The 26,048-nt window shown below is 31.8% G+C and carries 26 protein-coding genes; 10 read left to right on the top strand and 16 right to left on the bottom strand.

All coding sequences use genetic code 11. From position 1 onward, the window contains the following. The first annotated feature begins 3 nt into the window (after positions 1-3). The 4 genes from AXE80_RS00655 to bioA all read left to right on the top strand — a co-directional run bounded on the left by AXE80_RS00655 (position 4) and on the right by bioA (position 3,397). Entirely contained in the window at positions 4-297 is a 294-nt protein-coding gene (locus tag AXE80_RS00655) for a FoF1 ATP synthase subunit delta/epsilon (RefSeq protein WP_068823996.1), read from the top strand. Between the two features lie 64 nt (positions 298-361). Then, positions 362-1,504, top strand: a complete 1,143-nt coding sequence (locus tag AXE80_RS00660) for an aminotransferase class I/II-fold pyridoxal phosphate-dependent enzyme (RefSeq protein ID WP_068823997.1) — start codon at positions 362-364, stop codon at positions 1,502-1,504. A 14-nt stretch (positions 1,505-1,518) separates the two neighbouring features. Further along, positions 1,519-2,145, top strand: coding sequence for a dethiobiotin synthase (bioD, locus tag AXE80_RS00665; protein WP_068823998.1), 627 nt, complete (start codon positions 1,519-1,521; stop codon positions 2,143-2,145). Next, complete coding sequence (gene bioA, locus AXE80_RS00670; RefSeq protein WP_068823999.1) at positions 2,132-3,397, top strand: adenosylmethionine--8-amino-7-oxononanoate transaminase; 1,266 nt, start codon at positions 2,132-2,134, stop codon at positions 3,395-3,397. Before bioD ends, bioA begins: the two co-directional genes overlap by 14 nt. Positions 3,398-3,467: 70 nt before the next feature. Here the strand turns inward: bioA and AXE80_RS00675 are convergent, their stop codons facing one another. From AXE80_RS00675 to AXE80_RS00705, 7 genes are all read right to left on the bottom strand, one after another. Beyond that, a complete protein-coding gene (locus tag AXE80_RS00675) occupies positions 3,468-4,640 on the bottom strand; it encodes a THUMP-like domain-containing protein (protein ID WP_068824000.1) in 1,173 nt (390 codons plus the stop codon). A gap of 1 nt (position 4,641) precedes the next feature. Beyond that, complete coding sequence (locus AXE80_RS00680) at positions 4,642-5,724, bottom strand: AI-2E family transporter (RefSeq protein WP_068824001.1); 1,083 nt, start codon at positions 5,722-5,724, stop codon at positions 4,642-4,644. After that, complete coding sequence (locus AXE80_RS00685) at positions 5,702-6,304, bottom strand: acyl carrier protein phosphodiesterase (RefSeq protein ID WP_068824002.1); 603 nt, start codon at positions 6,302-6,304, stop codon at positions 5,702-5,704. Before AXE80_RS00685 ends, AXE80_RS00680 begins: the two co-directional genes overlap by 23 nt. A gap of 84 nt (positions 6,305-6,388) precedes the next feature. Further along, on the bottom strand, positions 6,389-7,507 hold the full coding sequence (gene dnaN, locus AXE80_RS00690) for a DNA polymerase III subunit beta (protein WP_068824003.1): 1,119 nt from the start codon (positions 7,505-7,507) through the stop codon (positions 6,389-6,391). 188 nt (positions 7,508-7,695) lie between these two features. Beyond that, entirely contained in the window at positions 7,696-9,333 is a 1,638-nt protein-coding gene (gldG, locus tag AXE80_RS00695) for a gliding motility-associated ABC transporter substrate-binding protein GldG (protein ID WP_068824004.1), read from the bottom strand. After that, positions 9,326-10,045 (bottom strand): gliding motility-associated ABC transporter permease subunit GldF, encoded by a 720-nt coding sequence (gldF, locus tag AXE80_RS00700; protein WP_068824005.1) that lies wholly within the window; start codon positions 10,043-10,045, stop codon positions 9,326-9,328. The genes gldG and gldF overlap by 8 nt, the downstream gene beginning before the upstream one ends. After that, on the bottom strand, positions 10,045-10,887 hold the full coding sequence (locus AXE80_RS00705; RefSeq protein WP_068824006.1) for an SAM hydrolase/SAM-dependent halogenase family protein: 843 nt from the start codon (positions 10,885-10,887) through the stop codon (positions 10,045-10,047). Before AXE80_RS00705 ends, gldF begins: the two co-directional genes overlap by 1 nt. Positions 10,888-10,998: 111 nt before the next feature. Here AXE80_RS00705 and AXE80_RS00710 point away from each other — a divergent pair, with 111 nt between their 5' ends. Together AXE80_RS00710 and AXE80_RS00715 are read left to right on the top strand one after the other, a co-directional pair. Further along, entirely contained in the window at positions 10,999-11,946 is a 948-nt protein-coding gene (locus AXE80_RS00710) for a PhoH family protein (protein ID WP_068828573.1), read from the top strand. 113 nt (positions 11,947-12,059) lie between these two features. After that, positions 12,060-13,007: a phosphoribosylaminoimidazolesuccinocarboxamide synthase gene (locus AXE80_RS00715; protein ID WP_068824007.1), complete on the top strand. Its 948-nt coding sequence runs from the start codon at positions 12,060-12,062 to the stop codon at positions 13,005-13,007. Between the two features lie 87 nt (positions 13,008-13,094). On the opposite strand, the gene AXE80_RS00720 is transcribed toward AXE80_RS00715, so the two are convergent. The 7 genes from AXE80_RS00720 to AXE80_RS00750 all read right to left on the bottom strand — a co-directional run bounded on the left by AXE80_RS00720 (position 13,095) and on the right by AXE80_RS00750 (position 19,914). Beyond that, positions 13,095-13,811: an HvfC/BufC N-terminal domain-containing protein gene (locus tag AXE80_RS00720; RefSeq protein WP_068824008.1), complete on the bottom strand. Its 717-nt coding sequence runs from the start codon at positions 13,809-13,811 to the stop codon at positions 13,095-13,097. Next, positions 13,798-14,628, bottom strand: coding sequence for an HvfB family MNIO-type RiPP peptide maturase (locus tag AXE80_RS00725; protein ID WP_068824009.1), 831 nt, complete (start codon positions 14,626-14,628; stop codon positions 13,798-13,800). The genes AXE80_RS00720 and AXE80_RS00725 overlap by 14 nt, the downstream gene beginning before the upstream one ends. Before the next feature lie 69 nt (positions 14,629-14,697). After that, a complete protein-coding gene (locus tag AXE80_RS00730) occupies positions 14,698-15,123 on the bottom strand; it encodes a hypothetical protein (protein ID WP_068824010.1) in 426 nt (141 codons plus the stop codon). A 22-nt stretch (positions 15,124-15,145) separates the two neighbouring features. Beyond that, positions 15,146-16,864: a DUF255 domain-containing protein gene (locus AXE80_RS00735; RefSeq protein ID WP_068824011.1), complete on the bottom strand. Its 1,719-nt coding sequence runs from the start codon at positions 16,862-16,864 to the stop codon at positions 15,146-15,148. A 124-nt stretch (positions 16,865-16,988) separates the two neighbouring features. Beyond that, on the bottom strand, positions 16,989-17,849 hold the full coding sequence (locus AXE80_RS00740) for a bile acid:sodium symporter family protein (RefSeq protein WP_068824012.1): 861 nt from the start codon (positions 17,847-17,849) through the stop codon (positions 16,989-16,991). 107 nt (positions 17,850-17,956) lie between these two features. Beyond that, a complete protein-coding gene (locus AXE80_RS00745) occupies positions 17,957-18,334 on the bottom strand; it encodes a DoxX family protein (protein WP_068824013.1) in 378 nt (125 codons plus the stop codon). Positions 18,335-18,387: 53 nt separating this feature from the next. Continuing rightward, positions 18,388-19,914 (bottom strand): bifunctional GNAT family N-acetyltransferase/carbon-nitrogen hydrolase family protein, encoded by a 1,527-nt coding sequence (locus tag AXE80_RS00750; protein ID WP_068824014.1) that lies wholly within the window; start codon positions 19,912-19,914, stop codon positions 18,388-18,390. A gap of 194 nt (positions 19,915-20,108) precedes the next feature. On the opposite strand from AXE80_RS00750, the gene rpoN reads away from it, so the two are divergent. Further along, positions 20,109-21,563: an RNA polymerase factor sigma-54 gene (rpoN, locus tag AXE80_RS00755; protein ID WP_068824015.1), complete on the top strand. Its 1,455-nt coding sequence runs from the start codon at positions 20,109-20,111 to the stop codon at positions 21,561-21,563. A 3-nt stretch (positions 21,564-21,566) separates the two neighbouring features. After that, on the top strand, positions 21,567-22,166 hold the full coding sequence (locus AXE80_RS00760; RefSeq protein ID WP_068824016.1) for a hypothetical protein: 600 nt from the start codon (positions 21,567-21,569) through the stop codon (positions 22,164-22,166). Here the strand turns inward: AXE80_RS00760 and AXE80_RS00765 are convergent. Next, entirely contained in the window at positions 22,161-22,853 is a 693-nt protein-coding gene (locus AXE80_RS00765) for an outer membrane beta-barrel protein (RefSeq protein ID WP_068824017.1), read from the bottom strand. The genes AXE80_RS00760 and AXE80_RS00765 overlap by 6 nt on opposite strands. Next, positions 22,854-23,498, bottom strand: coding sequence for a 16S rRNA (guanine(527)-N(7))-methyltransferase RsmG (gene rsmG / locus AXE80_RS00770; protein WP_068824018.1), 645 nt, complete (start codon positions 23,496-23,498; stop codon positions 22,854-22,856). Positions 23,499-23,663: 165 nt separating this feature from the next. Here rsmG and AXE80_RS00775 point away from each other — a divergent pair, with 165 nt between their 5' ends. Together AXE80_RS00775 and AXE80_RS00780 are read left to right on the top strand one after the other, a co-directional pair. Beyond that, positions 23,664-24,755, top strand: coding sequence for a fatty acid desaturase family protein (locus AXE80_RS00775; RefSeq protein ID WP_068824019.1), 1,092 nt, complete (start codon positions 23,664-23,666; stop codon positions 24,753-24,755). Positions 24,756-24,781: 26 nt separating this feature from the next. Further along, positions 24,782-25,969 carry a pyridoxal phosphate-dependent aminotransferase gene (locus tag AXE80_RS00780; protein ID WP_206208128.1) on the top strand — a complete coding sequence of 396 codons (1,188 nt, stop codon included), beginning with the start codon at positions 24,782-24,784 and terminating at the stop codon, positions 25,967-25,969. Positions 25,970-26,048: the final 79 nt, after the last annotated feature.

A 26,048-nucleotide genomic window follows, 5' to 3' on the forward strand; every position in this document is an offset into this window, starting at 1 on the left:
AAAATGTATTTAGAAATAGTATCACCAGAAGCCGTATTGTTTTCATCTAAAGTTGATTCAGTATCGGTACCTGGAATTCAAGGAGAGTTTCAAATGTTGAACAATCACGCACCTATAGTTTCTGTATTAGGAAAAGGAGTTGTGAAAATTCATGTACATACTCAAGAACACCTAGAATTAGATAATATGTCTGGTATTATTGAACCACATGCTGATGATGATAAAGTGTTAACTATAAAAATCAAAAGCGGTACAATTGAGATGAAAGACAATAGAGCAATCATCTTAGCAGACTAAGAAATCTAATCAAAATATTTAAAAACGCTACCTAACTATAGGTAGCGTTTTTTACTTTTGTAGCATGCAGGAACTCCCAACATCATTACAGAAAAAACTACAAGACAGACGCAAAGATAATGCGTTAAGAACTTTGCATGTAGCCAATCCTTTAGGAGTGGATTTTTATTCTAATGATTATTTAGGTTTTGCAAAATCATCAGTAATAGCCAATAGGGCATCTCATGTTTTATTGGATTCTGGTGTGCAGAATGGTAGTACGGGTTCAAGACTGATTTCGGGAACTCATCCTTTACATTTAGAGGTAGAAAATGAATTGGCTCAATATCACAATGCTCAATCGGGCTTGCTATACAATTCTGGCTATGATGCCAATGTTGGTTTGTTTTCATCCATTCTTCAAAAAAATGACGTTTTGTTGTTTGATGAATTGATTCACGCTTCTGTAAGGGATGGAATAAGATTAAGTACTGCAAATAACTATAAGTTTAAGCACAATAATTTAGCGGATTTAGAAGCTAAAATACTTAGGTTTAAAACAGCTGCAACAACTATATATATTGCAGTAGAAACTGTGTATTCTATGGATGGTGATGTTGCTCCTTTAAAGAAGCTAGTTGCTTTATGTGAAAAACACAATGCAAATTTAATTGTTGATGAAGCCCATTCAGGAGGAGTTTTTGGTGACTATGGAAAAGGTTTGGCTTGTGAATTAGGAGTCGAATCTAAAATTTTTGCAAGAGTCCATACTTTTGGAAAAGCATTAGGTTGTCATGGAGCAGTTGTTTTAGGTTCTTCGGATTTAAGAGATTATTTAATCAATTTTTCTAGAGCTTTTATCTATACTACTGCTATTCCGTTACACGCTGTAGCAACTATAAAGGCTGCTTTTGCTGAGTTGAGTAAAGGAAAAGCAATTAATTTACTTAAAGAGAACATTACTTATTTTAAAAATGAGCTAGAGGAATTACATCTAAAAGATTATTTTATTGAAAGTATCAGTGCTATTCAATGTTGTTTAGTTCCTGGAAATGACGAAGTAAAAAAAGTAGCTTTAAGTATTCAAGAGCAAGGTTTTTTAGTAAAACCTATTATGTCCCCAACGGTTCCTAAAGGTCAGGAACGATTGAGAATTTGTTTACACGCTCATAATAGCAAAAAAGAAATTAAGGACTTATTGTTATTGTTGAGTTCACTTGTTAAATAAAAGAATTATAAGCCATGTCAAAATCAATTTTTGTAACAGGTATTTCTACAGAAGTAGGAAAAACATTAGTGTCTGCTATTTTGGTTGAGGCATTAAATGCAGATTATTGGAAACCAGTACAGGCTGGAGAATTATCATTTTCTGATGCAGATAAAGTAAAGAGTTTAATTTCTAATCAGATTTCTACTTTTCATCCTATCACTTATGCCTTAAATACGCCAATGAGTCCACATGCGGCTGCTGATATTGATGGAATAACTATTGAGCTTGATAAAATCATCACCCCAAAAACTGAGAATAATTTGGTTATTGAGGGAGCAGGAGGAATTTTAGTGCCAATCAACCATCAAGAATTAATAATAGACATCATTCCAAAAGAAGCTTTAGTAGTGGTGGTATCTAGACATTACTTAGGAAGCATCAACCACACTTTAATGACTGTTGAATTGTTAAAGCAAAAAGGTTTTAATGTTGTGATTGTTTTTAGTGGAAATGAGCATAAAACTACCGAAGACATTATTAAAAAGATGACTGGGGTAAAGGTGATTGGTCGAGTAGAAGAAGAGGCTGTAATTGATAAATCTGTAGTAAAAAAGTATGCAGATTTATTTAAAGAAAATTTAGAAAATGAGCTTAAATAAAAGAGATCAAAAACATTTATGGCATCCGTTAACCCAGCACAAAATGACCAAAGATCATTTGGCTATAAAAAGTGCTAAAGGCATTTATTTATATGATGAACAAGGGCATAAATATATAGACGCTATTTCTTCTTGGTACACATGTGTGTATGGACATTGTCATCCGCAGGTGGTAAAAAAAGTTACAGATCAGGTCTCTCAATTAGATCAGGTTGTGTTTGCTGGGTTTACTCATGAACCCGCTGTGGAGCTTTCAGAAAAGTTGATGGAAATTTTGCCGTCGAACCAACAAAAAATATTCTTTTCGGACAATGGTTCTACTACGGTCGATATCGCAATGAAAATGAGTTTGCAATACCATTTTAACCAAGGTAAAAAAAAGTTGAGAATCATTGCTTTTGAAAATGCATTTCATGGAGATACTTTTGGAGCAATGTCTGTTTCTGGCCTAGATGTGTATAATGGTCCTTTTGAAGACGTTGTTTTAAATATAGATAGAATTTCGGTTCCTAATGATGCTAATTTAAAAGATGTCATTAACGCTTTTACAGCAATTGTAGAAACAGATGAAGTGGCTTGTTTTGTGTTTGAGCCTTTGGTGCAAGGAGCTAATTGTATGCGTATGCATAAAGCTGAACATTTAGATATGCTGATAGAAATAGCACAGAAAAATGATGTGATTTGTGTGGCAGATGAGGTGATGACTGGTTTTGGTAAAACAGGAAGTATTTTTGCTGCTGATGAGTTGCAAAACAAACCTGATATTATGTGTTTGTCTAAGGCCTTAACGGCTGGAATGGTTCCAATGGGATTGACAACCTGTACTCAGAAAATTTATGATGCTTTTTATGCAGATGAGATTGCTAAGGGTTTTTTTCACGGTCATACTTATTCGGCTAATCCCATTACTTGTGCCGCAGCAATTGCTAGTATTGAGTTGATTCAATCTGACGAAATACAGCAAGGAATTAAAATGATTAACCAAAATCACTTAATTTTTGCTGATAAATTAAGGAATCATTCTAAGGTTGAAAACATTAGAGTTAAAGGGGTGATTTTAGCAATTGACCTAAATATTTCTATTGATAGGTATGGAAAAGACAGAAATGTAATCTTTAATTATTTTATGGATAAGGGGATTTATTTAAGGCCTTTAGGGAATACTTTGTACATAGTTCCTCCATATATTATGCAAGAAGAACAGTTAAACTTTATTTATGAAGAAATTTTTCGCTATATTTATGAAGCATAGCACTTTATATTTATAAATATATGATTGCAGGCGACACGAAATGTGTTCATGACAATAGAAAAAGGAAAATTTATATTTTTTTAGAAAGAAGAACAATTTGTTCTTCTTTCTTATTTGTGGTAAAAAACAAATAAATATCTCCTCCGTCTTTGATTCCTGTTTTTTTGCGAATATTAGCTACACTTTCTTTAAAGTTTCTTGTGGTGATATTGGCCTTTTTTAAGGGTAATCTTTTTAAAAGTTCCTTTTTATTATAGGATAATACTTCAAGAATTTCAAATTGCCTTCCAGGAAAATCAATAAGATCATCAGAAGTGTATAAGTGGGAGTGTTGATGTAATTTACCAAGCCTAAATTGATTTGCAACGGCCGAAAATCCACCAGATTTTAAAATAGCACTATTGGGTTCGTATAAATATTTTAAAGGTAGAGAAAGCTCGTAATCGTAATCTTGTAAGTAAGTAAATTCAAAACTTTGTGTTTCTTTTCCTAAGTTGGTAGCTTTTATAGTTATTTCATTAGCATGATCTTTTTCTATAAAAACCAATACCTCTTTTACCTCATTATGTAGCGCAATAATGTGTATTTCTTTTACAAATTGTAGTTCTTGAACACAACTTGTAATATCCATTAAAGGAGAGTTTTTAATAAGTATTTGTTGGCTTTTTTCTAATAAATCTTTAAGATGTAAAGGAACGTTTGGCAAACAATCTTCTAATAGAAATACTTTTCCTTTTATATCATTTCTTCTTGATGGATCTATGTAAATCCAATCATAAGAAATGTTGTTGTTTAGAATGTAATCAATTCCATTTCCATCAACTGTGGTAATATTTTTAACCTCAAGCTGTTGGAAATTGTGGTTTACAATAGCCGATAAATCACTGTTTAATTCGCAATGCTTAACAGAATTAAAATGTTTTGAAAATGCATAGCAATCTACTCCAAATCCACCAGTAACATCAATAATAGTATTTCCGCTAATTAAAGAACTTTTAAACTGAGCAGTAGCTTCTGATGAAGTTTGCTCTATGTTTAATTTGTTTGGATAGTATATATTATCTGTTTTGTACCAATTAGGTAATTTTTTGTCGCACTTTTTTTTAGCTTCAATTTGTTCAACAAGTTCAGGAGTAGTAATGGTTTTAAAAGGACTTCCTTTTAAAACCAATTTGGTAATATCTGTTTGTAGGTTTTGAGAAATAAAATCTTGAACCTCTTTTTGTAAAATGGCTACGTTCAAATTAAAAATCTTTGGTCAGTAATTTTACTGCTTGGTACTTATAAAAAAATTCTTTAGCAATTACTTTTAAAGCAGTGTAAACTGGAATAGAAATCACCATTCCTAAAATGCCAAAAAGGTTTCCAAAAATCATAATCACTAAAAAAATTTCTAAAGGATGTGACTTTACACTTTTAGAAAATATAATGGGTTGACTAACAAAATTATCAATCAACTGTGCAATACCATACCCTATCATGATGTATAAAGTATTAGGTAAAATTTCTGTTTGAAAATCTAAAGCTAAGTTATTAGTGGTGGCAAAAATAAACATTACAACCGCACCAATTAAAGGACCTATGTAAGGAATCAAATTAAATAAGGCACATAAAAAGGCAATAATAATAGGATTTTCTATGTTAAAAATACTTAGAATTAAAGTGTAGATACAAAATAGAATACTGATTTGAATTACCAAGCCAATAAAATAACGAGAGAGTAAATCTTTAATAGTTTCTACAGACCTTACTGCGTGAATTAGATGGTTTTGAGGTATTAAAACAAAAGTTCCTTTTGATAAAATCTTAGCATCTAACATAAAGAAAAAAGTAATAAACAAGATAGAGAACAAAGCCATGCTAAAAGAACCTAGTTTTGATAAAACAACATTGATTACATTAGGAATGTTTTTTACTCCAGGTAAAAAATCTATGTTTTTTGTTTTTTCTAAAATATCAATATTCTTAAGAAGTAAATATTCGTTTACTTCATTGCTAATATGAGTGATGTTCTTTTTAAAAGTTTCGGAGTTTAATAAAGCAATATTTTCACTTTGTTTGCTAATTAATGGTGCAAATAAATTGATGATAACCGCAATAAAAAAGGTGTAAATTAAAATAGTAGTGATTACAGCAAAACTGTTTTTAAACTTTAATTTTTGTTTAAAAAACCTAACCAAAGGTCTAGAAATTAAAGCCAAAACAGCAGAGACAAGTATGTAAACAATAATGGTTTGTATTTGTATAAAAAACCAAATTAAAGCAATAATTCCAGCGAGTATTGCAATGGTTCTTAAAAGTCCGTTACTTATGGTTTTTGCTGTCATAATTTTTTAGATAAGTTGATGAAAATGCTTCTAATTCTTTAAAAAAGGCAGTAAAATCTTTTTCAAAAATAGTGTAATTCTCTTTAAGGTCTATAACGGCTTCATTCATTTTGGATAAACCTTTAGTTCTTACATTCATGTCATGCAAAATACTTGTGATTCCATGAATGGTTCTATAGCTGTACAGCCAATTTTGATTAGACATATATGGCAAGAGGTGTTTAGCTCTGTCGGGTAAAATTTCAAAATGATCGTACAATAAGGTGTAAATTTCTTGGCTAAAAACATCTAATGGAGTAGTTGAATATTGCAGCCAGTTTTTAGCTAAAAAGTGATCGTAAATAATGTCTATAATTACGCCTTTGTACAATCTATATTTATCGTCTAGTCTTCTTTTACTTTGTCTAAAAATAGGATGTTCGTCCGTAAAAACATCAATAGCTCGATGCATTTTAATACCGAACTGAATTTTATCAGAAAAGTGATGAAATTGATTTCCTTTAATTGTATCAGCTATAAAATTACCGATGATGATTTCTTTATCGGTGTTTGCTAAATACAAGTGGGCAAGAAAATTCATAGCTGTTTTTTTGACAAGATGAAGTTAATAAAAAAAGGCGTTTCACACGAATGCGAAACGCCTTTTGAATATAAAGTATAATTGTTAGTTGCTTAACATTACAGGCATTACTAACATGGTAATTTCTTCTCCTTCTTCGGTACCATCAGCAGGGGTTAAAATTCCAGCTCTGTTTGGTAAAGACATTTCTAATTGAACATCTTCTGAAGCTAAATTGTTTAACATTTCTGTTAAAAAACGAGAATTAAATCCAATTTCTAAATCGTCTCCTTGATAATCACAGTTCAAACGTTCGTTTGCTTTGTTAGAAAAATCAATGTCTTCTGCAGAAATATTTAATTCTGTTCCTGCCATTTTTAAACGAATTTGGTGTGTTGTTTTGCTAGAGAAAATAGACACACGTTTGGTAGAGTTTAAAAAAGAACCTCTAGAAATGGTTAACTTATTTGGGTTTTCTTTAGGAATTACCGCATTGTAGTTAGGGTATTTTCCATCAATCAATCTACAAGTTAAAGTTACGTTGTCAAAAGTAAATTTAGCATTAGATTCGTTGTAAGAAATAGAAACTTCAGCATCCGAAGTCGCTAAAATTCCTTTTAAAATATTTAAAGGTTTTTTAGGCATGATAAATTCTGCCAACTCATCTGCTTTTACATCTGTACGAGTATATTTAACCAATTTATGAGCATCTGTAGCAACAAAAGTTAAGTTTTCTGTTCCAAATTGAAAGAAAACACCACTCATTACAGGTCTTAAATCATCGTTACCAGCAGCAAAAATAGTTTTAGAAATAGCATTGGCTAAAACATTTGCAGGAACTAAAGTAGTGCTTGGGTTTTCTAAAGAAACAGCTTTAGGAAAATCACTTCCTTCAAAAAATGGCATTCCATAATTTCCTTGTTCAGAGGTAATTTCAACTTCACTATTTCCTTCAATCTTAAAAGTCAAAGGTTGGTTAGGAAGCGTTTTTAAAGTGTCTAATAAAATTCTTGAAGGAACAGCAATAGATCCTTCACTATCAGATTGTACTTCGATAGTAGTAGACATAGTCGTCTCTAAATCCGAAGCAGATATTTTTAGTTCGTTTTCGCTTAATTCAAATAAGAAATTATCTAAAATAGGTAAGGTGCTGCTTGCGCTAATAACACCGCTTAAAACTTGCAACTGTTTTAACAATTGTGAGCTTGAGACTATAAATTTCATATGGTTATGTTGTATGGAATAATACTTTAAATATAGTAGCTAATATAGGTTGAAATGCTGTTGATTGCAATAAATCTTTTGAACATAATTCGCCAAAGTGTTAATAACCTTTTTGATGAGATATAGGCTTAACTTTGAGTTGTTAAACAGCTATTTTAAACAGTTTTACCTTTATAAAATCACTGTTTTTACTGTAAGGTTCGTTTTCGGAGATAAAAATGAATCAAACCAAAAATAGCTAAAATGCTTACTGGAATAGTAAGGTTGATCAACTGCCATTTTAATTTTTCTTGATAGGCTTTGGGTTTGTTAATAGTATTAAGTACTACTTTTTTAGAACGTAGTTGTATCAAACCATCATCGTTTAGGAGATAGTTAACAGCATTCATTAAAAACTCTTTGTTGCTGTAGTATTGATGATTCCATTTGTCTAATCCAAGTTCTAAAGGTTGTCCTTTACTTATTTGATTGGTGCTAATATCTCCATCGGCAATCACAATCATTTTGTTTTTTGTTCCTTTTGAAATGAAATTATTTTTAAAAGGCTTGATTCTGTTTTTGTATGCAGATTCAAAATTTCCTTCTAACAAAACTCCTAATAATTTACTCCCTTGGTTGTAAGTTTTGATATCTGCATTTTCTGCAATGCTAGCCAAATCTACATAACTAGGAACGGTAAGTGTTTTGGTAAGTGCGGAACTTTCTAACAAAGGTGTTTTTTTGATATTCGGATTTAAAGTATCAATACTATTAACAAATTCTAATTTTACTTCTCCAATATTTTTGCTAATTACATGTTTGTTGTTGCTTTTGATGAGCGGATAATAGTCCCATAAAAATTCATCAAACTGAGGGTTGTTTCCTACTTTTCCTGTGGCTAAAGGAATACTAGCTGCGTATAAATCTCTCACCAAATGTTTTTTAATTCTAACTCCGTAGTTAAATAAATAGTCGGTTAGATGTAAATCTCGCTGATAAGCCAAAACTTTTCCATTTTGCATTAAACTGTCTTTGGGTGTGTGAACCATGTCTAATAGCCAAATAGATTTTCCTCCGTTAATGGTAAATTGATCTAAAACAAATTTTTCTTTTTCGGTAAAAGCTTCTGTGGGTTTGCTAATAATTGCTAAATCAAATTGCTGTAATTCTGTTAATGTTTTTTGTGGTTGATGGTTAACAGAATCTAAGGTAATTGGAGCAAGTAAGTAATTTTCTCCCAAAGTTTTTAACCAGTCATATTGATAAATATCTTCTAACTCACCATTTCCTTTAATAATGGCAATTTTTTGTCTTTTTACGGCGGTTACTTTTTGAATAGCATCTGCAAAAGCAAATTCTAAATGTTGAATAGAGTTCTCTATTTGTGAGTCTTGACTTTCAAAATAAGAACTTTTTAATAAGTTAACCAATGCTTTTTTCTTACCGCTACTTACAATAGCATAAGGAAAAATAACACTTTCTGATACTTTTCCATCTTCTTGAACAGTTAGTCTACTTGGATTTAATCCTTGGTTTATCAAACTTTCTTCTTTTCCTTGCGGATTGATAAACTTAAAAGTAATACTGCTTTTTTTAGCATTAATTTCTTCTAGAAAGTAAAGAGTTTCTTTGCTTAATCTTTCAAAATCAAAAGGTAAATCACCAGTTAAAAAAACGGAAATCTCTACTTCTTTTTTTAAGTTTTTTAATAGCGTTTTGGTGGGTGTAGAAATGGAATAACGTTGGTCGTTGGTTACATCCCATCTATAATGTATTTGAGTGGCGATAATGTTTACCAAAACAAGAAATGCCATCATTAAAAAGATCTGTTTTTTCTTTTTATTCATGGTCTAGTTTTAATTTGGTAAGTGCTAAAAAAGCAAAACTAATAGAGATAAAATAGACAAGGTCTGTAGTATCAATCACTCCTCTACTAATGCTATTAAAATGTTCTGGAATTCCTAAAGCGTTCCATCCGTAAGTAGTTGTTTCTGATAAATTTTCTAAAGCAGAAAAACCAAAGTACAATAGGGTATTAATGAGTATGCTTAAAATAAAAGCACTGATGTTGTTTTTCATGATGATAGAACTAAAAATTCCGATAGCTATATAAGTAGCGGATAGTAAAATCAATCCTAAATAAGAGGCAAAGGTACTCCCTAAGTCTATATTTCCAACAGGGTTTCCTAGTTGATAAGTACTGTATACAAAAACCAAAGAAGGAATAAGTGCAATGATTATAATGGCAATATAAGCCCAAAATTTCCCAAGAATTATTTGAGTGTGAGAAATAGGTAATGTTTTTAAAATCTCTAAAGTTCCGTTGTTGTATTCATCAGCAAAACTTTTCATCGTGATGGCAGGAATCAACAGAGCTAGTACCCAAGAACTATTGTTAAAAAAAGCGTTGATATTGGCAAATCCACTATAAATAACATTGCTGTATCCTTTAAAAACCCAAAGCAACAATCCGTTTATAATTAGAAAAGAAGAGACTAATAAATAGCCTACCGCATGACTAAAAAAAGATTGTATTTCTTTGTTAAAAATGGCTTTCATTAGGCAGGTGTGTCTTTTTCAAATTCTACACTAACGCTACTTCTATAATCTAAACCAAGTAGACTAGAAGCTCCTCCAACGGTTTGTAAATTACTTTTGTAAATGGCAATTTCTAAATAATTTCCAGAGTTGAACAAAGCCAACTTACTCCCCGCAGAATTTCGTTCGTTAATAGGTAGTTTAAAGTCAACAATATCGCTGTATTTACTTAATACTTTTTTAAAGTTGTACCTTCCTGCGGATAAGGTAAATTTTCTTCCTTTACCCACTGTGTTAAACATTTCTTTGGTGATGTTAGAAATTACATTTCCGTAATTATCAATATAAATAACAGAACCAATAATTTTACTCTCCGAAACAATTTGAGGTTGTAACTCTACCATTTTAGTAATTTCAGAAAGAGGTTTTCCTATAACTTCTAAAGTACCTCCTCTAGCAATATGGCAAGCTACATTTACAAATACATCTAACACAGAAAAACTAGTTTCTATTCTGTCGTGTATATTAATTTCTACCACTTTTGTCGGGTTGATTTCCGAAGCAATCATAGACATAATTCCATTGTCTGGACAAACAAAATAATGACCGTCTAACAACAAGGCAATGTGTTTGTTTTCAGGAGTCATTTCCGAATCTACCCCAATAATATGGATAGTTCCTTTAGGAAAACTTTTATAAGCATTCTTTAGAATATAAGCAGTTTCCGTAATGTTAAAAGGAGAAATTTCGTGAGATACATCAACAATATTAGCCTCTGGCAATAAAGTGTATATGGCTCCTTTTACTGCAGACACAAAATGATCTTTTCTTCCAAAATCTGTAGTTAGGGTAATAAATGCCATACAATGGGAGTGGTAATAAGTTTTTTTGTGATAATTATTCTAAGCAAATTTACAGAATTGTAAATGATATTTATGTACTTTGTAAGGGCAATTTATAAACAGATTTTTAACTTGAACGAACGCTTAATAACCCTAGAAGAAATCAATCCAGTAGACTTTTTTGGATCTAATAATTCGCATTTAAATTTAATTAAATCTTACTATCCTAAATTAAAAATAGTATTTAGAGGCAATGTGATTAAAGCCTTTGGAGAACCTGTTTTGTTAGATGAATTTGAAAAAAGAATTCAAGTACTTGTCAATTATCTTATTAAGTATAATAAGTTAGATGAAACCAGTATAGAACAATTGTTATTGGCATCGCAAAAAGAATTACAAAAGAAACGCGTATACGATGATGTTTTGGTACATGGAGTAGGTGGGAATTTTATCAAAGCCCAGACAGAAAATCAACAAAACATGGTAAAAGCCATTGCTGTTAATGATATGTTGTTTGCAGTAGGTCCTGCTGGTACAGGTAAAACTTATACTGCTGTTGCCATGGCAGTAAGAGCTTTAAAAGAAAAGGAAGTCAAAAAAATTATTTTAACAAGACCTGCGGTGGAGTCTGGAGAAAATTTAGGTTTTTTACCTGGAGATATGAAGGAAAAGTTAGATCCTTATATGCAACCTTTATACGATGCATTAAGAGATATGATTCCGGCAGAACGTTTGGCTTCTCATTTAGAAAAAGGAGTCATACAAATTGCACCTCTAGCTTTTATGCGTGGTAGAACTTTAGACAATGCTTTTGTTATTTTAGATGAAGCCCAAAACACCACTCATAGCCAAATGAAAATGTTCTTAACTCGTATGGGAAAAAGAGCCAAGTTTGTGATTACAGGAGATCCAGGACAAATAGATTTACCAAGAAAACAAGTTTCCGGATTAAAAGAAGCTTTATTGGCTTTAAAGGATGTAAAAGGAATTGCGCAGGTTTATTTAGATGGAAAAGATGTGATTCGTCACCGTTTGGTAAAAGAAATTATTACGGCATATAAAAGTATAGAAACTGAGTAAGTCAAAAGTTATCAAGTTGGTAAAGATATAAAAGGTCGGTCTTTAAACTTTTAACTTTGTAACCTGATAACTTTATAAACTTTAGTTATTTTTGCATCAAATTAATTCATAAGATGAGTAACACCATTAACGATACCAATTTTAACTTTCCTGGGCAAACAGCTATTTATAAAGGAAAAGTTCGTGAAGTATATACCGTAAACGAAAAATTAGTGATGATTGCATCAGACAGACTTTCTGCTTTTGATGTAATTATGCCAAAACAAATTCCTTATAAAGGACAAATCTTAAATCAGATTGCGGCTAAAATGTTAGAAGCCACCAAAGATATTTGTCCAAACTGGGTGTTGGGAACACCAGATCCTAATGTAACTGTTGGGTATGCTTGTGAGCCTTTTAAAGTAGAAATGGTAGTGCGTGGGTACTGTACAGGTCATGCTTGGAGAACTTATGCTAGTGGAGAAAGAGTGTTGTGTGGAATTACCATGCCAGAGGGATTAAAAGAAAATGATAAGTTTCCAAATCCAATTATTACTCCAACCACTAAGGCTGATTTAGGAGATCATGATGAAGATATTTCTAGAGAAGAAATTTTAGCTAAAGGAATTGTATCTCAAGAAGATTACGAACAATTAGAGGCTTATACCTTGGCTTTGTTTAAAAAAGGAACTGAGTTAGCTGCAGATAGAGGATTGATATTGGTAGATACCAAATATGAGTTTGGAAAAACAGCAGATGGAAAAATTGTGGTGATTGATGAAATTCACACGCCAGATTCTTCTCGCTATTTTTATGCAGAAGGATATCAAGAAAGACAAAACAAAGGAGAAGCTCAAAAGCAATTGTCTAAAGAATTTGTTCGTCAATGGTTAATAGAAAACGGTTTCCAAGGAAAAGAAGGACAACAAATTCCTGAATTGACTGATGAAAAAATAGAAGAAATTTCTAACAGATATATTGAGTTATACGAGCAAATTACAGGAGAAACTTTTGTAAAAGCAGATATTTCTAATGTGTTAGACAGAATAAACAAAAACGTAACTGAGTTTTTAACAAAGTAAATTATCAGTTATAAAAGCATAAAAAACAGCCCAATCATTTTTTGATTAGGCTGTTTTGGTTTTTAATTAGTCTTGGGTTAGGGGTAATTATTTAAATAGTAATTGTGTAACCAAAGATTGCTCAATAAATTCTTTAAAAGCAACATTTACATCATTTTCGGATGCGTATTTTTTTAGAATTTGTTTGATGTTTTGTTCCGTCAAAGGATTTGCAGATAAATGTTCTAAAACATCTACAAAGGGAATAGATAAATTGGTAAATTGAACTGAGCCTGTATCAGGATTTCGGTGAAGAGAAACAAAATAAGAACCTCTATCCTCTTCTGTAATTAAATGTGGACTTTTAATATGTACAGGGTAAGAAAGCATCAATATATCTATTTCCGGGTTTAGTACATAAAAACCATCTTTAGGTTTTTCATAAGGCACATCAGGCATCATAAAAATTTCTACTTCAAGCCATTCAAATTCTAATAGATTTTCTAAAAAAGGGTAGGTTTTTAATAGCTCATCTTCTTGTTTAATAAGGTAGTTTTTAAATTCTTCGGGCATCCTCCAAATTTGTGGACTTTGTATGTTGTAAGTACTAAAAAAACAATTCACAATGTTTTCCCAATGGTCATCGCCTAATAAGTTTTTAGCAACAGGATAGGCAGTTTCTAAAGTATCTAACACATTGTTAAAAACCAAACGCCTGTAATGTGTTAGGTTTTTTTGCACAGCACCTTTTATGTCAACAAGGTCTCCTGTTCTACAATAAGTAGCCAAGCTACTTTGGTGTTGATGTGTTTTAGCTAATAACATGGGAATGTTTTTTTAAACTATTGGTTTTTATGTTTTGTAATTGATTCATTTCATATTGTAAAATGTCCAATTCAGGAATGTTAAAATCTCGCTCTAACAATACGGGTACATCACGTTGTAATTGTTGCATGGCGAAACCAAACAAATCATAAACGGGATCTATAATGTTTTCTCCATGGGTGTCAATAATCAAATCATCAGAAACTTGAGTGTGACCTGCCATGTGTATGTATTTTACCCTGTCTAAATCAAGGTTTGCTAAAAATTCTTTAGCATTGTATTGATGATTAAAACTGTTAACATATATATTATTTACATCTAACAATAGATTACAGTCTGCTTCTTTTACTACGTTGTTAATAAATTCCAATTCCGTCATTTCTGCTGCAATTGGAGAGTAGTAACTCACAATTTCTATGGCAATTTTTCTTTCTAAAATATCTTGAGCCAAACGAATATTTTTGGCTACGTGTTTTACTGCATCTTGGGTAAAAGGAATGGGTAATAAATCAAATAAATGAGCATTATCGCATTTAGAAAAACTTAAATGCTCAGAGTATTCAACCGTGTTGGTATCGTCTAAAAACTGTTTTACTTGTTTTACAAAGTCAATATCAATTCCTTCAGGACTTCCTACAGATAAAGATAGGCCGTGTACAAAAAGTGGATGTTTTTCTAAAGCTTTGTCAAATAACTTTTTATAATATCCACCAACGTTCATCCAGTTTTCTGGAGCTACCTCTATAAAAGAAGGTGTTAGAATGTTGTTGCTTGCAAAATCTTCTGCAAAGTCTTTTCTGTATCCAATTCCTACCATAATTTTTTGTTTAAAATAGACGGATCAATATTAAAATCGATCCGTCTAATAAATTTTTAGGGGCGATTGTTATTTCTTTTCACCACATTTAGCATCCTTAGCTTTTGCCTCACCGCATTTAGCGTCTTTCGCTTTCGCTTCACCACACTTAGCATCCTTAGCCTTTGCTTCACCACATTTAGCATCTTTAGCTTTTGCTTCTCCGCATTTAGCATCCTTAGCTTTAGCCTCACCACACTTAGCGTCTTTAGCCTTTGCTTCACCGCATTTTGCATCAGTCGTTTTCTTTTCTCCACAAGCTCCTTGAATAGATTTTAATCCATCAACAGCAGAAGATAAAAGATTGGTAGTGTTAGTTAATAATTGTGTACGAACTTGTGATCCTGTTCCTAAATAATCAACAGTTAAATTTGTTGCAGTTGCATCGGTAGATGATACTAAAGCTCCAGCAATTAATGATCCTGTTAATAACGAGTTTTTTGTGAAATTTTTCATAAGATTTGATTTTTAATAATTATTATTTGTTTTTATTTAATTCTTTTTTGAGTTCCTCCTCCGAGTATATAGGTGTAGAGCAATAAGTAGAAGTACAGCTAAACAGTACATTTTCTTTAAAGCTTCCAAATAGTTCTTGTTTTTCTTTTGGGAGTTGATGAATTTTCCCGCTATAAACCATACTGTAAAATGGCAACATACTTTGTAAAGCATGGTTAAATTCATTTCCTTTTCCAGTATCTAAATACACATATTGTGTAGGTTCTTGTTTTAACTCATAGGCTAAAAGCAGTAAAGAGGCTTCTGAATAATAATCTTTAATCAATGCCTTTGAGGTTAAAAACTGAAATGTTTTTTTAGCAATATTGATATAGTTGTTGTCTTTTGAGTAGTATCCATACCAGTTAAAAATTCTTGCTATACTGATGTTTTCTTCCTTTAATGGTTGGGCTGTCAACCCATTGTTTCCGCTAAAACTTTTAAAAGCACCATTTTCTAATAAATAGTTCTTTTTAATTTGCATACAAATTGATCTTAGCTCTTGTTTTGCTTTACTGTTGTTGATGTCATTTTTAACAAGGCTGATTAAAAAATTAGCCATAGCTATTTGATCTCTTAGACTTGTAATTTTGCTCTCTTCACTGCCATGTGCGTATAAACCAGATGTTTTCTTTCGCTTGTACAAAGCATTTTCTATGTTTTTAACTTTGTTTAAATACTTTTTGTTATGTGTAACATGGTACATTCTTAATAGGGCAGTACCCATAGCTGCATTGTTGTCTGTAAAAGTGTTTTGGTCAACTTTTGGAATTCCTAACTTTCTTCTTTCTATATTGTTTAGCTTAAAATAATCAGCAGCATGTTTACCTTGAATTAAATCTGCGTCTTGTGCGTTACTATACAGTCCGTTTTTATGGATTAAAAATTCATCAATATATTTAATGATGTTTTGAGCATATACTAAAGAATTTTCATCTCTGTTATATTGGTAATTCAGTAAAAAAATATTTAAATACCTAGCCTGTATTTTTAATAATTTTTCAAAATGTAGATGTTCCCAATCTCCATGAGTTGAATATTGATAAACACCACCCCAAACAGGGTCGCTTAGTTTTTTAGCTCCTTTAATACTATTGTAAATCCATGTTTTTATATTAGGATGTTTGCTGTTAAATAGTGCTTTTTCAAAAGTGGCGTATTCAATATATTTTTGAGCTTGATTAAATCCTCCTTGTTTAAAATCTAAAGAGTTGATAAAGTTATTCTCTAAGGTGGATATTAGAGTGTTGTTGTTTTGATTGTTATTGATGACTTTAGTAAAATCAACAGGGTTTTCTTCTGGACTTGGGTCTTTAACAATGGCTTTTAATAGTTTTAGAAAATTATCAGGAGCTATAAACCCAGCTCTTTTTACAATATCAATTCCATCTGCATTAATAAAAATAGTAGCAGGCCAACCGTAATCCTTATACCTGTTAGACAATTCAGGGTTTGCATCTTGATCTGCTTTTACACTAATAAAATGTTGATTTAAAAAACTGATGACTTTGTTGTTTTCATAAGTTTCATCATCCATTACATGGCACCAATGACACCAGTTAGCAGCCAGATTTAAAAGAATAATTTTATTTTCTTTTTTGGCTTGTTCAAAGGTTTTGGCAGATAACTCTTGCCAGTCAATTGCATTGGCAAAAGAAAAGCTATGAATTAAGATGATAAGAATACTGCAAAAACGTTTCATGTGAATGTTATTTGCAATATCTACGAGAAAGAAATCTAAACGGTTTTATTTTTTTTCAAAAAAAAATAAATTTTGGGAGAAAGAGAGGGGAGTATTGGGTAAAGCGTTAATGGTAGTGGATAAATTATTGATTCTTTTTACTTAGAATCCACATTAATATTCCTCCTGTAATATACATCCAAATAGAATAAGCAGCTGTAGGTATGGCCATTTCAATATTGTTTAACATAGAAGTTGAAATAACAATGGCTAAAGTTGCATTTTGTATACCTCCGTCTACCCCAATAGCTATGGCATCAGAAAAATGAAGTTTAAAAATTTTGGCTAATAAAAATCCAGATGCAATAATGCTAAGGTTTAATAGTAAAGTTACCCATCCTACTCTTTGAATCGCATCTCCTATAGTACTGTAGTTTGTGGCAATAATTCCGGTTAAAATCAAAATAAAAATAATTGTAGAGGCAGTTCTCATAGGTTTTATCATACGAGATGAAACCTTTGGATGATATTTTTTTATCATCATTCCTATTGTGATTGGAAGAACGGTAATAGCCATAATTTGCATTACGGTTTCGGCAAATGGTAGTTCTATTTTAATGTTAGAGTAAGTGTTAAAATAACTTAGCGCATAGGAAATAGTAACTTGTGTAGAGATAATACTGATAAAACTGATAACAGCAGTTAAAGTAACAGATAGGGCTAAGTTTCCATTACAAATTTGGGTGATGATATTACTTGTAGGACCTCCAGGGCAGGAAGCTAAGATAATTAAACCTACAGCCATGGTGGTATCTAGTTTAAAAAAAATGGCTAGACCAAAAGCAATTAGTGGCAGTATAATGGTTTGATTGATAATTCCTAAAATAGCGGCTTTGGGCTGTCTAAAGATTCTTGAAAAATCACGAATGGTAAGTGACATCCCCATCCCAAGCATAATGATGGCTAAAGAACAAGGTAAAAATAAATCTAGCAGTATGTCAGACATGAATATGGAATGGATAATATTATTGACGCATAACAAATATAGAGAATAAGTTATGAATAAAAACGCCTAAACAATATGTTTAGGCGCTTTGTGGTTTTGTTTAGTTTTTATTTAAGTAAGGGTGTGTATTTGTCTTTATTTTCTATCATCACCCAAGCAAGAATTGCGCTTAAAACAAATGGCATAATTAATTCATCTGGTTCGGTAACAATATGAAAAAGTACAATCCCTACCATTACAGGTAAAATAATAATAGCTCCCAAGGCTCTTGTTTTGTTAAAAATAAATAGAACTCCTCCAACAATTTCCGCCACAGCTACTAAAGGCATCAACCATTTAAGACTCATCATTGCTGTCATAGCATCTAATAATTCTTGAGGCATTTCTTCGGGCATGGGCATGTAGTTAAAAAACTTATTGAGTCCAGCATTTATAAACATTAGCCCAAATAATAGGCTCACTACAAAAAGAATTTTGTTTTTCATTGTTTTTTAGATTTTGGTTTAGTGTTCTAAATTTAGTGAAAAAACTTTATTTTTTATTTTTTCTTCAATTCGTATAAATCTTTTCTTCTGTCTTTTAAGTTTCTTACACTACCATGTTGGTTTAATTCTTTTAACAAACTTAAATCTACATCAGCAATTAAAATCATTTCGGTATTTGGGGTGGCTTCTGCTTTAATTCCGTTGGTAGGAAAGGCAAAATCACAAGGAGTAAATACCATAGATTGTGCGTACTGAATATCCATGTTTTCTACTTTTGGTAAGTTACCCACACTACCGGCTATGGCAACATAACATTCGTTTTCTATAGCTCTTGCTTGTGCACAATACCTAACTCTAGAATATCCATTTTGAGTATCGGTTAAAAAAGGAACAAATAAAATATCCATACCATCATCGGCTAGTAGTCTACTTAGTTCTGGAAATTCAGAATCGTAACAAATTAAAATTCCAATTTTTCCACAATCGGTATCAAAAGTTTTTACTTCAGTTCCTCCTTGCATTCCCCATACTTTTTCTTCATCTGGTGTAACGTGAATTTTTTCATATCGTTCTACAGATCCATCTCTTTTACATAAATATCCTACGTTATAAAGTTTGCTCCCTTTCATTTCGGGCATACTTCCGGCAATAATATTAATGTTGTAAGAAATAGATAGTTCTGAAAATTTTTGAACAATATCCTGTGTGTGTTTGGCTAGTTCTCTAATAGCTTCGGACACAGGTAGGTGATTGTTTTCTGCCATCAAAGGAGCGTTAAAAAACTCTGGAAACAAAGCAAAATCAGATCTGTACCCAGATACAGCATCAACAAAAAACTCTGCCTGTTGTAATACATCATCTAAGTTTTTATAGGGTCTCATTTGCCATTGTACCAATCCTAAACGAACAATTTCTTTTGTTTGAGCTGCTACTTTAGTAGGCTTTTGATAGTAAATATTATCCCAACGCATTAAAACCGCAAAATCATTAGAAGCAGTATCTCCTTCTAAATAACCAGTCATAATTTTAGTAGGGTGGAAATCGTTAGAAATCTGAAAGTTTAAAACGGGATCATTAATTTCTTTACGTTTAACTTTTTCTATATAAGTCTTGGGTTTTATCCTGTGGGCGTGTTTGTGGTAATTAGGAATTCTTCCTCCAAAAACAATTCCCTTTAAGTTTAGGTTTTCGCACAATTCTTTTCGGTAATCATACAAACGTCTACCTAGTCTTAAACCTCTAAACTCAGGTTTTATAAATACATCAATTCCGTACAACATATCTCCCTCGTTGCTGTGGGAGTTAAAAGTGTAGTTGGCTGTAATTTCTTCGTAAGTGTGATTGTCAGAAAATTCATCGTAATTTACAATAATAGAAAGGGCGCAACCGGCCAATTGTCCGTTTACTTTAATTACAATTTGTCCTTCCTTAAATTTATCTATCAAAGATTGTATTTGATATTTTTCCCAATAAGAATCGTCTAGAGCTTTGTAGGCAACCATCATAGCTTCTTTTAACTCTTGATAGTCGTTTATATCTAGATATTTTAATTCAATATTGTCTATTTCCTCAATATTCATAAAGTGTTATATTACTTTGTTGTTATAGTTAAATATAGTCATTTAGCCTTTGTGTAACAATATTTTTAATTTCTTAAACAATGTTAAAAAACACGTTTTAAAAGTTTGGTATTAATTTTGATAAGGCATTCGCTTGTTTCTAATAAATACTTTATTATCTTAGAGAAATAGTTCTGTAGAACCCAACCAATATTATGTTAAAACAAAGCTTAAATTTAAAATTATCTCAAAAATTATCTCCTCAGCAAATTCAGTTGATGAAGATGATTCAGCTACCTACCCAAGCTTTTGAACAGAGGTTGAAACAAGAAATTGAAGAAAATCCTGCGTTAGAGTCTGGGAAGGAACAAGAGGAAACGTACGAAGATAACTACGATGATTACGCAGATGAAGGAAATGAGTCTATTGCGGCTGATGACATCAATATTGATGAGTATTTAAGTGATGATGATATTCCTAGTTACAAGCTACAAGCAAACAATTATTCTGCCGATGACGAAGATAGAGAAGTGCCTTATGCGGGTGGTTTAAGTTTTCATCAATCCTTAATCAATCAACTAAATACATTTAGTTTAAGTGATGAAGAATATTTAATTGCCGAATTTTTGGTAGGGAGTATTAATGATAATGGATACTTAAGACGAGATACGATTGATATTGTTGATGATTTGGCATTTACCCAAAATATTTTTGTTGATGAAAATAAAGTTGATGACATCTTGTATGATGTGGTTCAGAAATTAGAGCCAACAGGAGTGGGAGCAAGGGATTTAAAAGAATGTTTAGTTATTCAGTTAGAAGCCAAAAATCAAACAAGATCGGTTGAGTTGGCTGCTAAAATGCTAGACACTGCTTTTGATGCTTTTGTAAAAAAACATTACGATAAGTTATTAGCTAAATTTGATATTACAGAAGAGGAATTAAAATTAGCAATTAAAGAGGTTGAAAAATTAAATCCAAAGCCAGGAGGAGCTATAGTTGGGAATTCTAAAATAGCAGAACAAGTTGTGCCAGACTTTACCATAAGAATTAATGATGGTGAGTTAGAGTTGTTGTTAAACTCAAGAAATGCACCTGAATTACACGTTTCTAGAGAGTATAATAACATGTTAAAAGGTTATCAAGAGGCAAAAGTAAAAACCAAATCGCAAAAGGATGCTGTGCAGTTTATTAAGCAAAAATTAGATTCTGCAAAATGGTTTATAGATGCTATTAAACAGCGTCAACAAACTTTAATGGTAACCATGAGTACCATTATGGAAATGCAACAAGAATATTTGCTGTCTGGAGATGAAAGCAAACTAAAGCCAATGATTTTAAAAGATGTGGCAGAGAAAATAGACATGGACATCTCCACTGTTTCAAGGGTTGCTAATAGTAAATATTGTTCAACACCATACGGAACTAAATTGGTAAAAGAATTTTTCTCAGAGTCGATGAAAAACGATCAAGGGGAAGATATTTCTACTAGAGAAATTAAAAGTATTTTAAAAACGGTTATTGAAGATGAGGATAAAAAGAAACCGTTAACCGATGATAAGTTATCAGCACATTTAAAAGAAAAAGGGTATTTAATTGCTCGTAGAACAGTAGCAAAGTATAGAGAACAGCTGGATATTCCTGTTGCGAGATTAAGAAAGGAAATATAAAGTATGGACAAAATATACAAGGCTTTATCTGTAATATTACACCCTATTTTTTTGCCCATGTTTGGTACGTGGGTTTACTTAAATGTATTGCCTTTGCCCATATCTAAAATGCAGATATATTTAATCTTTTTCATTGTAACTGGAGCTACATTTTTGGTGCCTTTGTTAACCATATTTTTATTAAGATTTATGGGTTACATTAAAAGTGTTCAAGTAACTACTGCACATGAAAGAAAATTACCAGTGGCTTTAATGATTGTTAATTATGTGTTCTTAGCACAAATGCTAGGACGTATTTGGCAATTAAGAGAGCTAACTATTTTAGCTTATGCTACGGCATTAGGATTAATAGTCACTATTTTTTTGTTGTATAAAAAAATAAAGGTGAGTTTGCATATGCTAGGGATGGCAGGCTTGTTAGGTTTTACCATTGTATACGGATCTGTATACGATTATCCTGTTCTTGTTATTGCTTTATTGTTTATATTAACCGGTTTGTTAGCAACGGTAAGGTTAAAATTAAAAGCGCATAATTTTAAAGAAATTATACTTGGAACTGCTTTGGGCTTGTTATTGCCTATTTTAATCAGTTTTGTGTTATAAGATGTAAAACATTACACCAACTTTTAGTTGATTAAAGCTTAGTTTTTCTCCAGTTTCGGTTCTTACACTGTCTTTAAACGGAGGATTTAAGTAATATTTTACGTGAAAATTCCAAGTACCAAAACCAATAGAAGTATACAAAGTAAAGTTTGTGCTGTTAAATGCAGATAGGTTTGTAAATTTTGTTGTGTTTCCACTATTATCATCAAAACTAGCACTGTTACTTAGGTTGTAAACAAAAGAGGCACCAGAATATATTCGCCAGAAACTATCGTTGGTAGGTGTTGAGGTTCTCCATCGGTATTCTATTGGAAACTCAAGGTTGTGTGAGCTATAATCATACCTGCTGTAGTTGTTGTTAATGTTGTAGACCAAATCATCACCATTTTTAGTAATGGCAATATTGGGTCTTAAAACATCAAAGTTGTAACCTATACCTATTCCTAAAGCTTTGTTTCTAGCTCGGTTTAAAGGAATATCTTTTATAAATCCTGTTTCAATACTAAAAGGGACTCCTGTGTTTTCAATGCCGTTTTTTGTGCCTAAAAGAAAGTTGTATTGAATTCCTAAATAAAATTGATCTTCAAGATAATGGTCATCTATATAAATTTCAACCTCATCATCTTCTTGTTGCGCAAAAAGAGAGCAAGAAAGCATGAGTAATAAAATGACGCTTTTGAAATTCATTTATTTACCTGGTTTAAATTTTAATGGCAGGTGTACTACTTTTTTGGTTTCAAAAAATGCTTCTTCAAAATAATTTGGTAAATCATATAAAGTACAGCTAGGAAAATCTTTTAACTCTTCGGTTAAATCACCTCCTTTTAAATATAAGATACCATTTTTTAATGGATGATTGCTTTTTTTAGCACATTTGGTTTTTACCCATTTTACAAAATCTGGCATGGCAGTAACGGCTCTACTTACTATAAAGTCAAATTCACCTTTTACTTTTTCTGCTCTCATGTGCTCAGCTTTTAAATTGCTTAAACCAATTCCTTGAGCAACACCATTAACAACCTTTATTTTTTTTCCGATAGAATCTACTAATAAAAATTCAGTTTGAGGAAATAAAATGGCTAATGGAATTCCAGGAAATCCTCCACCAGTACCCACATCTAAAATTTTAGAACCTGGGTTAAAAGTTTGGACTTTAGCAATTCCTAAAGAATGTAAAATATGTCTGATATATAGCTCATCTATATCTTTTCTAGAAATAACATTTATTTGAGCATTCCACTCTTTATAAAGGTTTTCTAGTTGTGTAAATTGAGCTATTTGCGTTTCCGTTAAATCCGGAAAGTATTTTAAAATTATGTCTACTGTTATCATCGTAGTGCAAAAGTAATTGATTTCCTGTGAAAATAAATAGGAAACCTTTGGTTAAATGTTCTTTACATTTATATAAAATACGTTTAAATCTTAAATTTCTTATTGCCGATTTGAAATAAAGTGAGTAAAAATTAGTTACTTTTGTAGGCTGAATATTAATAACAAATGCTACAAGTAAGTTTTTCAAGGGAAACTAATAACCAGTTTTTTAAAACTCTAAATCAAAGAGTTAATAAGTACTTTAAGGATAATAACCTTAAACGTACAGGGAATTGGGTACTTTACTCAAAAGCTGTATTGATGTTTTCTTTATTGTTTATACCCTATCTAGCTTTGATGTTTTTCCCTATGGGGAATGCTTATCGTATTTTGATGTGTGTATTAATGGGCTTAGGAATGGCAGGAGTAGGGATGAATGTGATGCACGATAGTAATCACGGATCTTTTTCTAGCAAATGGTGGGTAAACCAATTGATGGGAAACAGTATTTATATTCTTGCAGGAAATGTGTATAACTGGAAAGTACAACATAATTTATTGCACCATACATACACAAATATAGAAGGGATTGATGAGGATATTGATATACAAGGAGTAATACGTTTGTCTAAGCATGAGCCTTGGAAGCGTTTTCATAAGTATCAAAGATTTTATGCTTTCTTTTTATATGGTTTGTTAACCATACAATGGGCTTTGGTGGTAGATTTTAGACAAACACCTAAATACATCAAACACAAATTAAGTGCAGAGGGGGAGTTGAATCCTGCTAAAGAATGGACCCTTTTAATCATGACCAAAATAGTGTATTACTTATTTTGGTTGGCATTACCTTTATTAGTGATGCCAATTGCATGGTATCAATGGCTAATAGGATTTATGGTAATGCATTATGTAGCTGGTTTGGTATTAAGTGTTGTGTTCCAATTGGCACATATTACAGATGCTGTTGAGGTAATTTCTCCTGAGCAGTTAGAAAGTGAAAAAAGAAGTTGGGCTGCACATCAATTACAAGAAACAGCAAATTTTGCAACTAAAAACAAGGTGGTTTCTTTCTTTTTAGGAGGATTAAATTATCAAATAGAACACCATATATTTCCTACAATTTCGCATGTTCACTACAAAGACATTTCTAAAATTGTAAAAAAGACAGCCAAAGAGTTTGAGTTGCCATATCACGAATATGAAACAATAAAAGAAGCTTTAGCTGCACACATCAATCAGTTAATTATTTTAGGGAAACAACCCCAAATGGGATAAAGAATATATAATAAGTAAATTTCACAATGAAACAAGTTTTATCAGACAGAATTACGAGTTTACCAGCATCTGCTACATTAGCAATGGCTGCAAAAGCAAGAGAGTTAAAAACAGCTGGAAAAGATATCATTAGCTTAAGCTTAGGAGAACCAGATTTTAACACTCCAGATTATATTAAAGATGCAGCTATTCAAGCTATTAACGACAACTATAATTCTTATAGTCCAGTTGATGGTTATGCTGATTTAAAAGAGGCAATTTCTTTAAAGTTTAAAAGAGATAATAATTTAGATTATAAGCCTAGTCAAATTGTTGTTTCTACAGGAGCAAAACAATCTTTGGCAAATATTACTCAAGTTTTGTTAAACCCAGGAGATGAGGTTTTGTTGCCTGCACCTTATTGGGTTTCTTATTCTGCATTAGGGATTTTAGGTGGAGCTACTTTTAAAGAAATTCCTTCTACTATTGAAAATGATTTTAAAATTACTCCTGAGCAATTAGAAGAAGCGATCTCTCCTAAAACTAAATTAATTTTCTTTAACTCTCCAAACAACCCAAGTGGAACTGTTTATACAGAGGAAGATTATAGAGCTTTGGCAGCAGTATTAGAAAAGTATCCAGATATTTATATTGTTTCTGATGAAATCTATGAACACATCAATTACGGAACACCAAACTTTAGTATTGCTTGTATTCCATCTATGTACGATAGAACGATTACTGTAAACGGATTGGCAAAAGCATTTGCAATGACAGGTTGGAGAATTGGATATATTGGAGCGCCAGAGTGGATTGCAAAAGCTTGTACAAAAATGCAAGGGCAAATTACTTCAGGAACTAACTGTATCGCTCAAAGAGCTGCAATTACTGCATTATCAGAGCCTGTTTCAAGAATTGACTACATGGTAGTTGAGTTTGAAAAAAGAAGAAACATGATGTTAGAATTGTTAGGTGAAATTGAAGGATTTAAATTAAATGTTCCTAAAGGAGCTTTTTATATCTTCCCTGATGTTTCTGCTTTCTTAGGAAAAACAATTAAAGGTCATGCAATTAATACAGCAGCAGATTTTTCTATGTTGTTGTTAGAAGAGGCTAATGTTGCTACCGTATCTGGTGAAGATTTTGGAGCACCAACATGTATACGTATTTCTTATGCAGCTTCTGAAGCGCAATTAAGAGAGGCAGTAGCTAGAATTAAATCAGTATTGTCATAATTAGATAATTTTAATTTATATCACAAAACCGCTTTTGAAACAAAAGCGGTTTTTTAATTTTGTATTAGATACTAAAACA

This window comes from Wenyingzhuangia fucanilytica (assembly GCF_001697185.1).
GTDB classification, from domain to species: Bacteria; Bacteroidota; Bacteroidia; order Flavobacteriales; family Flavobacteriaceae; genus Wenyingzhuangia; species Wenyingzhuangia fucanilytica.

Coding starts and splice junctions, on each gene's coding strand:
- AXE80_RS00720 (WP_068824008.1), bottom strand. CDS start 13,811: ATGTTATTAGCTAAAACACATCAACACCAAAGTAGCTTGGCTACTTAT.
- dnaN (WP_068824003.1), bottom strand. CDS start 7,507: ATGAAATTTATAGTCTCAAGCTCACAATTGTTAAAACAGTTGCAAGTT.
- AXE80_RS00765 (WP_068824017.1), bottom strand. CDS start 22,853: ATGAATTTCAAAAGCGTCATTTTATTACTCATGCTTTCTTGCTCTCTT.
- AXE80_RS00660 (WP_068823997.1), top strand. CDS start 362: ATGCAGGAACTCCCAACATCATTACAGAAAAAACTACAAGACAGACGC.
- gldF (WP_068824005.1), bottom strand. CDS start 10,045: ATGAAAGCCATTTTTAACAAAGAAATACAATCTTTTTTTAGTCATGCG.
- AXE80_RS00680 (WP_068824001.1), bottom strand. CDS start 5,724: ATGACAGCAAAAACCATAAGTAACGGACTTTTAAGAACCATTGCAATA.
- AXE80_RS00775 (WP_068824019.1), top strand. CDS start 23,664: ATGCTACAAGTAAGTTTTTCAAGGGAAACTAATAACCAGTTTTTTAAA.
- bioD (WP_068823998.1), top strand. CDS start 1,519: ATGTCAAAATCAATTTTTGTAACAGGTATTTCTACAGAAGTAGGAAAA.
- AXE80_RS00655 (WP_068823996.1), top strand. CDS start 4: ATGTATTTAGAAATAGTATCACCAGAAGCCGTATTGTTTTCATCTAAA.
- bioA (WP_068823999.1), top strand. CDS start 2,132: ATGAGCTTAAATAAAAGAGATCAAAAACATTTATGGCATCCGTTAACC.
- AXE80_RS00760 (WP_068824016.1), top strand. CDS start 21,567: ATGGACAAAATATACAAGGCTTTATCTGTAATATTACACCCTATTTTT.
- AXE80_RS00745 (WP_068824013.1), bottom strand. CDS start 18,334: ATGAAAAACAAAATTCTTTTTGTAGTGAGCCTATTATTTGGGCTAATG.
- AXE80_RS00685 (WP_068824002.1), bottom strand. CDS start 6,304: ATGAATTTTCTTGCCCACTTGTATTTAGCAAACACCGATAAAGAAATC.
- AXE80_RS00735 (WP_068824011.1), bottom strand. CDS start 16,864: ATGAAACGTTTTTGCAGTATTCTTATCATCTTAATTCATAGCTTTTCT.
- rsmG (WP_068824018.1), bottom strand. CDS start 23,498: ATGATAACAGTAGACATAATTTTAAAATACTTTCCGGATTTAACGGAA.
- AXE80_RS00780 (WP_206208128.1), top strand. CDS start 24,782: ATGAAACAAGTTTTATCAGACAGAATTACGAGTTTACCAGCATCTGCT.
- AXE80_RS00715 (WP_068824007.1), top strand. CDS start 12,060: ATGAGTAACACCATTAACGATACCAATTTTAACTTTCCTGGGCAAACA.
- AXE80_RS00730 (WP_068824010.1), bottom strand. CDS start 15,123: ATGAAAAATTTCACAAAAAACTCGTTATTAACAGGATCATTAATTGCT.
- gldG (WP_068824004.1), bottom strand. CDS start 9,333: ATGAATAAAAAGAAAAAACAGATCTTTTTAATGATGGCATTTCTTGTT.
- rpoN (WP_068824015.1), top strand. CDS start 20,109: ATGTTAAAACAAAGCTTAAATTTAAAATTATCTCAAAAATTATCTCCT.
- AXE80_RS00705 (WP_068824006.1), bottom strand. CDS start 10,887: ATGGCATTTATTACCCTAACTACAGATTTTGGAAGAAAAGATCATTTT.
- AXE80_RS00725 (WP_068824009.1), bottom strand. CDS start 14,628: ATGGTAGGAATTGGATACAGAAAAGACTTTGCAGAAGATTTTGCAAGC.
- AXE80_RS00750 (WP_068824014.1), bottom strand. CDS start 19,914: ATGAATATTGAGGAAATAGACAATATTGAATTAAAATATCTAGATATA.
- AXE80_RS00740 (WP_068824012.1), bottom strand. CDS start 17,849: ATGTCTGACATACTGCTAGATTTATTTTTACCTTGTTCTTTAGCCATC.